10 protein-coding genes are annotated in these 12636 nt (G+C 42.9%); 7 read left to right on the top strand and 3 right to left on the bottom strand.

The window, feature by feature from the left end; genetic code table 11:
* Positions 1 to 217: 217 nt before the first annotated feature.
* Entirely contained in the window at positions 218 to 1549 is a 1332-nt protein-coding gene (locus CR194_RS12955) for a UDP-glucose dehydrogenase family protein (protein WP_110610117.1), read from the bottom strand.
* 10 nt (positions 1550 to 1559) lie between these two features.
* Entirely contained in the window at positions 1560 to 2456 is an 897-nt protein-coding gene (gene galU / locus CR194_RS12960) for a UTP--glucose-1-phosphate uridylyltransferase GalU (protein ID WP_110610118.1), read from the bottom strand.
* Between the two features lie 419 nt (positions 2457 to 2875).
* On the opposite strand from galU, the gene CR194_RS12965 reads away from it, so the two are divergent.
* Both CR194_RS12965 and CR194_RS12970 read left to right on the top strand, forming a co-directional pair.
* Positions 2876 to 4036 carry an LCP family glycopolymer transferase gene (locus CR194_RS12965; protein WP_110610119.1) on the top strand — a complete coding sequence of 387 codons (1161 nt, stop codon included), beginning with the start codon at positions 2876 to 2878 and terminating at the stop codon, positions 4034 to 4036.
* 307 nt (positions 4037 to 4343) lie between these two features.
* Positions 4344 to 4886 (top strand): ribonuclease H-like YkuK family protein, encoded by a 543-nt coding sequence (locus CR194_RS12970; RefSeq protein ID WP_110610120.1) that lies wholly within the window; start codon positions 4344 to 4346, stop codon positions 4884 to 4886.
* A gap of 265 nt (positions 4887 to 5151) precedes the next feature.
* On the opposite strand, the gene CR194_RS12975 is transcribed toward CR194_RS12970, so the two are convergent.
* The gene (locus CR194_RS12975) at positions 5152 to 6105 is read right to left on the bottom strand and encodes an LCP family glycopolymer transferase (protein WP_110610121.1); all 954 of its coding nucleotides are present in this window, start codon (positions 6103 to 6105) and stop codon (positions 5152 to 5154) included.
* Between the two features lie 361 nt (positions 6106 to 6466).
* Between CR194_RS12975 and CR194_RS12980 the strand changes: the two genes are divergently transcribed.
* From CR194_RS12980 to CR194_RS13000, 5 genes are all read left to right on the top strand, one after another.
* Positions 6467 to 7213: a YveK family protein gene (locus tag CR194_RS12980; RefSeq protein WP_110610122.1), complete on the top strand. Its 747-nt coding sequence runs from the start codon at positions 6467 to 6469 to the stop codon at positions 7211 to 7213.
* Complete coding sequence (locus tag CR194_RS12985) at positions 7203 to 7907, top strand: CpsD/CapB family tyrosine-protein kinase (RefSeq protein WP_110610123.1); 705 nt, start codon at positions 7203 to 7205, stop codon at positions 7905 to 7907. The genes CR194_RS12980 and CR194_RS12985 overlap by 11 nt, the downstream gene beginning before the upstream one ends.
* A 41-nt stretch (positions 7908 to 7948) precedes the next feature.
* A complete protein-coding gene (locus tag CR194_RS12990) occupies positions 7949 to 8713 on the top strand; it encodes a tyrosine-protein phosphatase (RefSeq protein WP_110610124.1) in 765 nt (254 codons plus the stop codon).
* Positions 8714 to 9512: 799 nt separating this feature from the next.
* Positions 9513 to 11333 (top strand): nucleoside-diphosphate sugar epimerase/dehydratase, encoded by a 1821-nt coding sequence (locus CR194_RS12995; protein ID WP_110610125.1) that lies wholly within the window; start codon positions 9513 to 9515, stop codon positions 11331 to 11333.
* 190 nt (positions 11334 to 11523) lie between these two features.
* Positions 11524 to 12633, top strand: a complete 1110-nt coding sequence (locus CR194_RS13000) for a DegT/DnrJ/EryC1/StrS family aminotransferase (RefSeq protein ID WP_110610126.1) — start codon at positions 11524 to 11526, stop codon at positions 12631 to 12633.
* Positions 12634 to 12636: the final 3 nt, after the last annotated feature.

The following is a 12636-nucleotide window of genomic DNA, read 5'->3' on the forward strand; positions in this document are numbered from 1 at the left end:
TCTTGTTTTGGAACTAATACATGGGTATTTTGTAAGTAGTCTACTAATGCTTACGGAACAGAACATCGTTAAGTTCCCTCTTTGATAATAGCAATTGGTCATCTCCGGCTATCACCGCGTTAGGTGGGCGCAAAAAATCTCCAAATATAAAAAAACGACCACAAAATTGATAACCAATTTTGTGGTCGTTTCACGTAACATATGAACTTGCCCCGTGTTACCCCTTCACCCCAACCAACCCTCTAACAACAGGAGGACGTCCGATGGAGTAGTAGTTCAGCTTCGTTAACGCCACTTTGTCTAAATCATAGCAGTTCCGGCCGTCAAACACATTGGCTTCAGCCATCTGATCCACATACACGCTTAAATCAAGCGCCTTGAATTCTTTCCAATCGGTCACGATAAAGGCAGCGTCGGCACCTTGCAAGGCTTCCTCCACGTTTTGCACGTAAGACACACCCGCTGGCATGACGTTCTTGGCGTTGTCCATGGCAATGGGATCGTAGGCGACCACGGTGGCGCCGGCCAGGATCAATTCTTGACTGATGGCCATTGCTGGGGACTCTCGCATGTCATCGGTGTTCGGTTTGAAGGCGAGGCCTAACATGGCGACGCGCTTGCCTTCTAACGATCCGAGAACGCTTTTCGCTTTTTCCGTTAACGCGCGATGTTGATGATTGTTCACTCGAATAACTGCATTCAACAACTCGAAATTATGGTCGATGTTGGCAGCAATTTGCGTCAACGCCTTGGTATCTTTCGGGAAGCACGATCCGCCGTAGCCAATCCCAGCCCGTAAGAATTGGTGGCCGATTCGACCGTCCATGCCCATCCCGGTGGCCACGTCTTCAATGTTTGCCCCGACTTTTTCGCAAATGTTGGCAATTTCATTAATGAAACTAATCTTCGTCGCGAGAAACGCGTTGGACGCATATTTGATCATTTCCGCGCTGCGAACGTCGGTGCGGTAGCAATAAATCCCGAACGGCTTGTTGATCTCTTCAATCACGTCACCAGCCCTCTGGCTGTCCGATCCGACGACGATGCGGTCTCCGTTGAAGGCGTCATAGACGGCACTTCCTTCCCGGAGAAATTCCGGGTTAGACACAATCTCTACGCGCACATCGTGAACCAAGTATTCCTGGATCAACGATAAGATGTGATCATTCGTCCCAACAGGCACGGTACTCTTCGTCACCACGACCACGTCTTGTTTCACATGGGTGGCAATATCTTTCGCCACTTGATCAATATACTGCAGGTCCGCCGTCCCGTCTTCGCGCTCAGGAGTTCCCACGGCGATATAGATCACTTCTTTTCCTGAAAAACCTTCGTGGTGATCCGTCGTAAACTGGAGACGTCCAGCTTCGATGTTTCGCATCATCACCTCATCAAGACCGGGCTCATAAATGGGAGAGACCCCTTTTTGCATCCGTTCCACTTTCTTTTGATCGATATCAATACATGTCACTTGGTGGCCCACATCGGATAAAGCCACCCCTGTCACTAAGCCTACATACCCTGTTCCTACAACGGCTATCTTCTTCATGGTGATCCTCCTACTGTTTCTTTTGTAAATGCTTTTGAGAAATCTCAGCTAAGTATTCGAACATATCGTCTTTCAAGTCATCTCGCTGCAAGGCGAAATCGACTGTCGCTTTCACAAAACCAAGTTTGTCCCCTACATCATATCGATGACCTGAGAACTCATAAGCTAACACGACTTGCGTTTCATTGAGTTTTTTGATGGCGTCGGTTAATTGAATTTCGTTCCCAGCTCCTGGTGCTAACTCGTCTAAAATCGTGAAAATCTCCGGGCGTAGCACGTAACGCCCCATGATCGCGTGATTGGAAGGTGCTTCTTCAACGGAAGGTTTCTCCACTAAGTCGGCCACGTGAATCACGCCTGGTTCAATCTCAGAAGATTTCGGTGAGACGATCCCGTATTTGGATACATCGGCATCGGGCACAGGTTGCACACCCACGACGGAAGAGTTGTACCGTTCGAAGACGTCAATTAACTGGCGAAGGCACGGTTTGTCTTCTGTTTGGACAATGTCGTCCCCTAACAACACGGCAAAGGGCTCATCACCGATGAAGTGTTTCGCGCAGCCAATGGCATGGCCTAATCCTTTTGGTTCCTTTTGACGGATGTAATGGATGTTCGCCATGTTGGAGATGTCCTGGATCTCTTCAAGCAACGCAAATTTTTCTTTCTTTAATAAAGTTTCTTCTAATTCATATGATTTATCAAAGTGATCTTCAATCGCTCGCTTGCCGCGACCACTAATAATGATGATGTCTTCAATTCCGGAATGGATCGCTTCTTCCACGATGTATTGAATCGTCGGCTTGTCGACGATGGGAAGCATTTCTTTCGGCTGAGCCTTTGTGGCAGGGAGGAACCGGGTTCCAAGGCCTGCGGCTGGGATGATCGCTTTTTTTACTTTCGGCATGATTCAACACTCCTCTCAATCTACTCTTACAATACAACCAATTATACGCGTAAACAAGGAGAATTAGGAGTTTATATCCAAAAAAAGATCGAACGTTCACATCCTTTACAAAAAAAGAAGTTGTAAAAATTGATCGTGAATTGCAAATATTTAGCGAATAGGCTTTACCAATAAGAAATAATCAAGTAAAATTAGCAGTTGAGGTTTTATTTCGGACAAAAAAGATAATAGTTCAATAGATGGATATTACGGAGGCTTTTCCCCTTTACAGCGTAAGACTGTTTCCTTCACGTAAATGCTACGATTTGCTCAACCTTATGAACGAATTCTAAAATTAGCTGATTCTATTTAAAAAAATAAGATTTCAAGCTCTCACCACTGTTAGTGAGAGCTTAACGAAAAACAAAGGAGTGTCCTTCATGGCGCCGTCCCGTACTGAGTATAAAAAAAACAAAAAACGTTCAATAGTTAAAATTCTCCTTGTCAGCTTCTTGCTGATCCTTTTGGCAGGGGGTGGGGCTGTTGGGTATATGGTTTACCAAATGGCCAATGTCACATCCAGTGCCCAGCAAGAGCTGGATCGGGGAGAGCGCTCTGAATACAGAGCAGAAGAAGTGAATCCCGACATTGATCCGATCTCCGTGCTGTTTTTAGGACTGGATACGAGAGATGGGGATTTAGACGGAAGAACGGACGCCATGGTGCTTGTCACTTTTAATCCTGACGAAGGATCAATTAAGATGCTGAACATTCCCCGGGACTCAAAAGTGACGATCCCTGGCAGGTATGAGCAAGACAAAATCAATCACGCTCACGCCTTTGGCGGAGTGGATATGACGCTTGATACGGTTGAGGAGTTTCTCGACATTCCGGTAGACTACTTTGTTTCGTTGAATTTCGATGCCTTTATGGAAATCATTGATGAATTAAACGGCATCACCGTCGACTCGCCGATGGCCTTTACGGAAACAGATAACGCCACCTACGGGACATTGACGATTGACGAAGGAGAACAAGTGTTGAACGGAGAAGAAGCGCTCGCTTACGTGCGGATGAGAAAGTCCGATCCAAGGGGAGACCTTGGACGTGGGGAGCGGCAAAAAGAAGTGATCGAATCGGTCATAAATGAAATGGCCACGTTCAGTTCCATTACCAACTTCAACTCATTAATGGATACAATTGGCCGCAATTTAAACACAAATGTGCGCTTCAGCAATATTGTTTCGATGCATTCCTATGCTAGTGAATTAGATAATATTGAGTCTTTAAGCTACAACGGCAGAGATGTAATCGAAAACGGAGTCTACTATTATGTCGCTGACGAAGAGTCCGTTGCAGAAACATCGCAAAGGCTCCGCGCCCATCTAGAATTGGAAGATGAGACACACGGCTTCACAGCCTCAGCTTCTGATACGGACGGCGAAGATAACGCTGACGCGGACGAAAGTCACTCTCACGGTGAAGGTGAAGGCGAACATGACCATGAAGAAGAGGCAGACGAAGAAGAGACTTATGAAACAGAAGAAACATATGAAGTAGAAACGAATGAACAGGGAGAAGACCATCAACCAGTTCAATAATACGACGAAGGTGTCCCAAAAGGTTGTTAACATAAGCAGCCTTGATCGGGGACACCTTTTTTATGATCTGTCATAAATATAGTAACCAGAGGGACGGTTCTTGCGGTTGAGCGAGGTAGTACCTACCAAGCATGACCCGGCGGATCAGGACGAATGGTGGTGCTGAGTAGGTGCAACTAGCGTAGTAAAATATCGGAAATATCATATAATAAGACGAACTGGATTGAAACGGCGCCATGGAGAGTGGGAATCGTTAACATTTCAACATTCATTTTCGTATAGATAGGAAAGATGTAGGTGTAGCATGATGAAAAATTTACAAGTCATGAACTATACGTTCCAAAATTCACAACAAAGTCAGATGACTTTTGGTCAAGTTTTTGAGAAAATCGTCCAATTCATGAAACAGGACCCGAAAGGCAATTATCGATTAATGGTAGGAACCGATAGCCAAGTTCATCCGAAAGTGAAAGGGACTCGTTTTATCACTGGGATCGTCATCCAACGTGAAGGGAAAGGGGCTTGGGCTTGTATTCGTAAGGTCACTGTTCCGAGACAAATGACCAATTTACACGAAAAAATTTCCTTCGAAACCACTCTCACAGAAGAAATCGTTTCGATGTTTACAGAAGATAGAAAAAACGAGCTGATCAATATTGTGTTACCTCACGTCTATAGGGGAGCAACCTTCACGATGGAGGGGCACATCGATATTGGCAGCGGAGAACGGAACAAAACGAGACATTATGTCCGAGAAATGGTCGCTAGAATTGAAGCGATGGGCATTGAACCAAAAATCAAACCAGATTCTTATGTCGCAAGTAGTTATGCCAATCGATATACGAAATAATCCGTTTGAATATAAGAAATCTTTGATGACTATTTCAGAGGAAGTGTGTTTTTAGCTGGACAACAATATAGTTTGGCTGAACAAAGAGACGGATTGGCTGGACAGATGCCTAGTTCGGCCGAACAAACAGACAATTGGGCTGGACAGCCACGTATTTCGGCTAAACAAACACAAAATATTCCCATCAATACCAACTTACATGAGAAACACCAACCAAAACAAAAAGCAAGAAGCCCCAAAGGCTTCTTGCTCAACTCATCAATCCTTATTCATCTGTTTCCTCATCTTCATCATTCACTGCAACAGATCCACCATCGACTCCTAAATGAGCGCGAAGCTCACTGCTGATGCGATTGCGTTCTTCGTCAGGGACGATCAAGTACCAAATGCCATCAATACGCTGTCCGTCACCAGTCATCTCCATTGTTTCTTGAGAGTGACGAGCATCGGCGTAATTTTGCTGAAGTTTGATCATTTTATCGAACGTTAAGTTCGTTAACATGTTGCTACCCATGGCGTCCAAAATCGACTCAGCACGAGTAATCGAGCTTAATGAAGCACCTTCTCTAATCATCCCGTTCACGATTTGACGCTGACGCTCGTTACGACCAAGGTCTCCACGGGAGTCTTCTTGTCTCATTCGAGCGTAAGCTAACGCTTCGTCTCCGTCTAAGAAGAGCTCCCCTTCGTTGAATTCATAGCCGCTCTGGTTAAAGGAGAAGCTGTTGTTCACTGCTACACCGCCGACAGCATCGACCATGTCTTTAAAGCCCTCCATGTTAACCGTTAAGAAATAATCAATCGGAATATCAAAGTAGTTCTCTACCGTGGCGACAGCCATATCCGCGCCACCAAATGCGTAGGCGTGATTCACTTTATCCTCTACACCGCGACCGACAATTTCCATGCGTGTATCACGAGGAAGACTAACCATTCTCATGGACTCGTCTTCTGGATTAACAGTAATAACCATCATCGTGTCCGTTCGGCCTGAGGTGGAATCCTCCGCGTCGATCCCTAACAACAGGAACGACACAGGTTCGCGATCGTCCATGTCTACTTCCAATTCGCGCTTTTCTGATTTCTCACGTTCTAGTCCCGCGTGCATATCTGAATTAACCGTTGATTGAACCGATTTGTATAAATAGAAACCATACCCACCAACAGCCACAATAAATAACAATAATACTGATCCGATAATAATAAGTGCTTTTCTCATAACATGTCCCCTCTTTCGCCTTTTTGATCTTCATGCTCTGTCACAGTCATAGACTATATCCCCTCGGAAGATCCACCAAGTTCCTCAAAGAATTCGTTAGCCACTGTAAAATAGAAGCTGATTGTGTCACCACACCACTCCAACGAAACAGACACAAAAAATGTACGACTTAGACGCAGGCGTTAAAACGTCTCACTATAAAGTTAGTATAATCAGATTTACAGAAGTTAGCAATCTCATTTTTAAAAAAATTGAAAGAATTTGCCACAAAAGATTTACTTTAAGTTGGAATTCGTATAGCATATAAAAGAGCTGATGTCGAAATTTATAGCAAATTTTACATATGTAACAGGAGGAAATTATGGAAGAAACGATTAGTTTAAAGGAAATTGTCGAAACGTTAAAGAAAAGAATTAAGATGATCATTGCGATTACAGTGGCCGCAGTCGCCCTAGCCGCAGTGGTTTCCTACTTTATGTTAACCCCAAGCTACTCATCATCTACTCAACTACTAGTCAATCAATCTACCGAAGAAGGTCAAGCCTATACTTCCGGTGAATTAAGAACAAACTTAGACCTCATTAATACCTACAACGTCATCATTACGTCTCCGAGAATATTGGAACCAACATTAGAAGAATTGAACTTGGAACGCTCAATGGGCGCGTTGCGTAACCAGATCAACGTCTCAGCAGAAGGCGATTCTCAGGTGGTAACGATCTCTGTAGAGGACGACAATCCAGCGATGGCCGTGCAAATTGCCAATGCGGTTGGGGAAGTGTTTCAACGAGACATCGTGGACATCATGAATGTAGATAACGTTTCAATCTTATCCGCAGCAGAGCTTTCAGATTCTCCATCACCAGTTAGTCCGAATCCCACATTAAACATGGCGATTGCTATGGTTGTTGGCTTAATGGCCGGCGTAGGTTTAGCATTCTTACTGGAATTCTTAGATAACACAGTGAAGACAGAAGACGATGTGGAACAGAAATTAGGCATTCCTGTTCTAGCCTCGATTGCAACGATTGATGCATCGAAAGTGACCGTAAAGGACATCACACATACAAGACGACCACGAACAGGACGTGAAACTTATGGCGCGTAAAAAACAAAACCAAGAACTGTCAGATAAACAACGAGCACTGATTACCGAGTTTGATAAGAAGTCACCGATTGCCGAGCAGTATCGGACGCTACGAACGAACATTCAATTTGCGGCAGTTGATCGTCAGTTAAAGACGATTATGGTGACGTCTTCGTCTCCTGGAGAAGGAAAATCAACGACGATTGCCAATTTAGGTATCGTTCTTGCTCAGCAACACAACCGTGTCCTACTAGTCGATACGGACTTACGTAAACCAACGGTCCATTTTACGTTCCAAATTCCGAACCAAGTAGGCTTAACGAACGTGGTGACACAACAAGAAAAATTCGACGATGCCGTGTTTGAAACGTCGATCCCACGTCTCGACGTCTTGCCATCAGGCCCAGTACCACCGAACCCGAGTGAACTTCTCGGTTCAAGATCGATGAAAGAATTTGTCACTTCGATTACGAAAAAATACGATTATATCGTGTTCGATGCCCCGCCAGTGAATGCCGTGACTGATCCGCAAGTATTGTCCCGTCTCGTCGACGGCGTCATCCTTGTCGTTCGTAGCGGTAAAACGGAAGAAGAGCATGCAAAGAAAGCAGTCGAGCAGTTGAAAAAAGTGGAGGCTAACCTTTTAGGGGCGGTGTTAAACGACCGTGAGATGGAGGATTCTCAATACTATTACTATTACGGAGAGGGGAAATAACCCCCTCTCTTTTGTTTGAACAAAACGAAAGGATGATCTGAATGATTGATATCCATAGTCATATCTTGCCTGGCCTTGATGATGGGGCTCAAACGGAAGAAGACTTTCTCAACATGGCGAAAGCGGCTATCGCTGATGGCATAACGTCGATTGTGGCGACACCTCACCACCAGAATGGCAGCTATATGAACTCTAAAGGGACGATTGAGAAAGCGACAGAAATATCGAATGCCCTTCTTAATGACAAGGGACTAGGCTTAACCGTTCTACCAGGTCAAGAGTGTCGACTTTATGGAGAAATTTTAGAGGATCTGGAGCGGGGGGAGATTTTACCGTTGAACCACTCTAAATATGTGTTCGTGGAGTTTCCATCGGCGCAAGTACCTAGATTCAGTGATAAACTACTGTACGATCTTCAGTTAGCGGGAAAGATCCCGGTCATTGTTCACCCGGAACGAAACCAAGTGTTTATGAAGAAACCAGACATGCTATATGAATTCGTGAAAAACGGCGCGCTAACGCAAGTGACCGCTGCAAGTGTTGCTGGGAAATTCGGTAAGAAGATTAAAAGCTTTTCGCTCGATTTGATTGAAGTGAATTTAACCCACTTCGTTGCGTCAGATGCTCATAACACGACTAACCGGACGTTTCATATGACCGATGCTTATGACGTGATACATGAAGAGTTTGGCGACGATCTCGTCTACTTCTTTCAGGAAAATGCTCATTATTTAATCGGAAATCAGCATGTGATGTTGGAGCAGCCGAAGCAAGTAAAAAAGAAGAAGTTGTTTGGATTATTTTAAAAAATCAGCACTATGACCCACGCTTTTAAAAATGAAACGCTTACATGGTTCGAGGGACTAGAAAGAATTTAAATAATTTTGTCGAAATTTGTCAGGAAAATCTTTTTAACACGTCTAAATACCTATATATATCTAAAGTATATTGCAATAACTATGTCCTTTGATCTGAAAATACACCCTAAAATGTAAAAAATACCTACAAATTGTCGTAAAAATATGGTAAGATGTAAAACGTTAAAGACGTTAATTGATTCCTCAATTGGTGAGTTTCTACACAGATGGAATAAATTGTGTGATAATCTCTAAAAAATAGAATAAGATTGTATTTTAAAACATGATTCTCACCACGCTATTAAAACGCAGCAAAACGCTCACTATAGATTCTCTATATTATGAATCCATTGAAAGAAGATGGGTCTTAAAGGTATGGAAGAAGAAAAATACTTTCGCGCTGATTTTAGACGGAGTATTTTTTTATTTTGTACGGTTGATCAAAATATGTAAATACCATGATGATAAAGATGGAAACGTAGTTGGGTCATTTCTCCAATACCCTTATCAATGGAGGAACTCGGCTTTGCTGTGGGTTGGTTTTATAAATAGAACAACCTTAGGCGCAAGGGGTTGCCATTGGTGAAGTGTGAGGTCAGGTTTAATGCCTGTTTTATTATGTAATAAGTGCATTATTTTAGTTAATACCCCAATATTTAGAACGTTAAACCATCGTTCGTTCCAATTCGACGCGCGAGCGATCGTTTAGCGTTCTGTCACGTAAATATATAGAAGGAGGGAAACGTCATTGAGTTATAAAAAGAGACTAGGACTGTTAGTTTTAGTAGATTCATTGATTGTTTTGTTATCAATTTACTTCAGTTACTGGTTGTTAATCCCTACAACCCAAATGGTCCCGACGGCGATTCTTGTTAGTTCAATTGCATTATTCTTTAGTCATCATTTATTTGCTCATGTGTTTAAACTGTATAAGAAAGTATGGTCCTATGCCAGCATACAGGAATTGAGTGCCATCTTCGTAGCTGTTACGTTGTCTGTTGCGACATTAGCGGTGATTCAGTTGGTCGGATTCCAAACGATCTACATGCGAACGCTGTTAGTCACGTGGATGCTACATATCCTACTTATTGGGGCTTCGCGCTTCTCTTGGCGGGTGTACCGCGATCAAAAGCTGAAACCGAAGCTGGATCAAAAGCGGACGTTGATTATCGGTGCTGGGAACGGTGGAACACTCGTTGCTAGACAGCTAGTGAATAGTGAAAAATCGGAATTGTACCCAGTTGCGTTTATTGATGACGATCCTTCAAAGCAATTTTTAGAGATTATGAACATTCCTGTCTTAGGACGATCTGATAAAATTCAACAAGTCGTCCAAGAGAAAGAGATCGAACATATTATTATCGCCATTCCGTCTTTATCTAAAGAAGATTTAAACGAAGTGTTTACCGCCTGCGCAGAGACGGAAGTACGGACGCAAATCATGCCGTCTGTAGAAGACATCATGTCAGGAAAAGTATCAGTCAGTGAGATGCGTGATGTTCAAGTGGAAGACTTGTTAGGCCGTGAACCAGTAGAACTTGAAACGGATAAGATCGGCGATAAACTAACGGGGGAAACAGTGCTCGTCACCGGTGCCGGTGGATCGATTGGTTCAGAAGTGTGTAGACAAATCGTCAAATTCAAACCGAAAAAGCTAGTTTTACTAGGGCACGGGGAGAACAGTATTTACGATATTGAAATGGAATTAAAACCGAAACATCTTGATATATTGATAGAGACAGAAATTGCTGACGTACAAGACCGAAAACGGATGTTCTCCGTGATGGACAAGCATCGTCCACGAGTCATCTATCACGCAGCAGCTCATAAACACGTGCCGTTAATGGAACGAAACCCACACGAAGCGATTAAAAACAATGTCATGGGCACGAAAAATGTCGCAGAAGCGGCAGACGAAGCCGGTGTTTATGCATTCGTCATGGTATCGACTGATAAAGCGGTGAATCCAACGAGTGTGATGGGGGCAACGAAGCGAATTGCTGAAATGATCGTGCAAGATATGAACATGGTCAGCAAAACCAAGTTCGTGGCAGTCAGATTTGGAAATGTCCTAGGAAGCCGTGGTAGTGTCATTCCATTATTCAAAAAACAAATTGAAGCAGGAGGACCGGTAACGGTGACTGATCCTGAAATGACACGATATTTCATGACGATTCCTGAAGCGTCAAGATTAGTTCTACAAGCAGGAGCTATTGCCGACGGTGGTGAAACGTTCGTGCTCGATATGGGTGAGCCAGTAAAGATCGTCGACTTGGCGAAAAACTTAATTCGACTAAGTGGCTTCAAACCAGAAGAAATCGACATCAAGTATTCAGGTATTCGCCCAGGAGAGAAGTTGTTTGAAGAACTTCTAGGAGAAGACGAAGTGCACAAAGAACAAATCTATCCGATGATTTACCGTGGTAAAACTCCACCAGTGAATGTCCATGTAATATATCAGTTGATTGATGAATTTCAGTATATGACTCCAGAAGAACTGAGAGGAAGAGTATTGGATATTGCTTGGTTTAGGGTGAAGAGTTTAATGAATCTGAGTGCAGTGAAGTGAAATTGATAGATTAGTAATTTAAACTCTCAATTAGTTGGCCATTAATTGGCCAACTAAGTATAAATTCAAAAGAATAAATTTGCGATTTAGTAGGTTAGTAGTTTGTTGGATTAAGTAAGAATAAATCACCCAATAAAGTAGTAACAAACTAAAAACGTGCATATTTAATAATGGAAGGAAGTTCTCAACAATGACAGACAGAATATTCCTCTCATCGCCACATATGAGTGATGAAGGTTATGAAATGCAATATGTCCAAGAGGCATTTGATACCAACTGGATTGCTCCTTTAGGCCAAAATGTGAACGGATTTGAACAGGAGCTAGCAGAAAAAGTTGGTTCCAAAGCCGCTGCAGCACTTTCTTCCGGGACTGGAGCTCTTCACTTAGCTTTAAGAGCTGCTGGCGTGGATGAAGGAGATATTGTGTTCTGTTCAACTCTTACATTCTCTGCTACTGCGAACCCGATTATTTATCAAAATGCGACACCCGTATTTATAGATAGTGACCATGAAACATGGAATATGTGCTCAAAAGCCTTAGAAGAAGCTTTTGGAAAGTATCCAAATGTTAGGGCAGTTATTGTTGTTCACCTATATGGATTATCCGCAGATATGGATAAAATAATGAATTTATGTAATAAACATGGTGTGGCCGTTATTGAAGATGCGGCCGAGAGTTTAGGTACTTATTATAAAGGAGTACAGACTGGAACCTTTGGCGACTATGGGGTATTTTCATTTAATGGAAACAAGATCATTACTACTTCTGGTGGAGGAATGCTCGTTTCTGATAATAAAGAAAGAATTGCTAAAACGAGGTTCTGGGCTACGCAGAGTAGAGACTCAGCCCGTCACTATCAGCATAGCGAGTTAGGATTTAATTACCGTATGAGCAACGTAGTTGCAGGCATTGGTAGAGGCCAGCTGAAAGTATTAGATCAGAGAGTTGAAAAGAAGAGATATATCTATCAATTTTATAAAAGAGAACTTGAACATTTAGATGGTGTTGAAATGATGCCGACAAATGAGTGGGATGAGCCAAATTATTGGCTAAGTTCCATGACACTAAAAGGTAACGTTAGACCCATTGAAATTATGGAAGCTTTGGAGAAAGAGAATATTGAAGCAAGACCCATATGGAAACCGATGCACAAACAGCCTTACTTTGAAAAATATAATTTTGTAGGAACAGATGTTTCAGAGCAGTTATTTGAAAACGGAGTTTGTTTGCCTTCAGACACGAAAATGACAGATCAGGATTTAGAGAAAGTTGTAAAGATTATAAAGAATTTGTGGTGATAT

The sequence above is a fragment of the Salipaludibacillus keqinensis genome, from assembly GCF_003226325.1.
Taxonomy (GTDB): domain Bacteria; phylum Bacillota; class Bacilli; order Bacillales; family Salisediminibacteriaceae; genus Salipaludibacillus; species Salipaludibacillus keqinensis.

Excerpts from the sequence above, each read along its gene's own strand:
- CR194_RS12990 (WP_110610124.1), top strand. The coding sequence starts at position 7,949 with ATGATTGATATCCATAGTCATATCTTGCCTGGCCTTGATGATGGGGCT.
- CR194_RS12955 (WP_110610117.1), bottom strand. The coding sequence starts at position 1,549 with ATGAAGAAGATAGCCGTTGTAGGAACAGGGTATGTAGGCTTAGTGACA.
- CR194_RS12985 (WP_110610123.1), top strand. The coding sequence starts at position 7,203 with ATGGCGCGTAAAAAACAAAACCAAGAACTGTCAGATAAACAACGAGCA.
- CR194_RS13000 (WP_110610126.1), top strand. The coding sequence starts at position 11,524 with ATGACAGACAGAATATTCCTCTCATCGCCACATATGAGTGATGAAGGT.
- CR194_RS12965 (WP_110610119.1), top strand. The coding sequence starts at position 2,876 with ATGGCGCCGTCCCGTACTGAGTATAAAAAAAACAAAAAACGTTCAATA.
- CR194_RS12980 (WP_110610122.1), top strand. The coding sequence starts at position 6,467 with ATGGAAGAAACGATTAGTTTAAAGGAAATTGTCGAAACGTTAAAGAAA.
- CR194_RS12975 (WP_110610121.1), bottom strand. The coding sequence starts at position 6,105 with ATGAGAAAAGCACTTATTATTATCGGATCAGTATTATTGTTATTTATT.
- CR194_RS12970 (WP_110610120.1), top strand. The coding sequence starts at position 4,344 with ATGAAAAATTTACAAGTCATGAACTATACGTTCCAAAATTCACAACAA.
- galU (WP_110610118.1), bottom strand. The coding sequence starts at position 2,456 with ATGCCGAAAGTAAAAAAAGCGATCATCCCAGCCGCAGGCCTTGGAACC.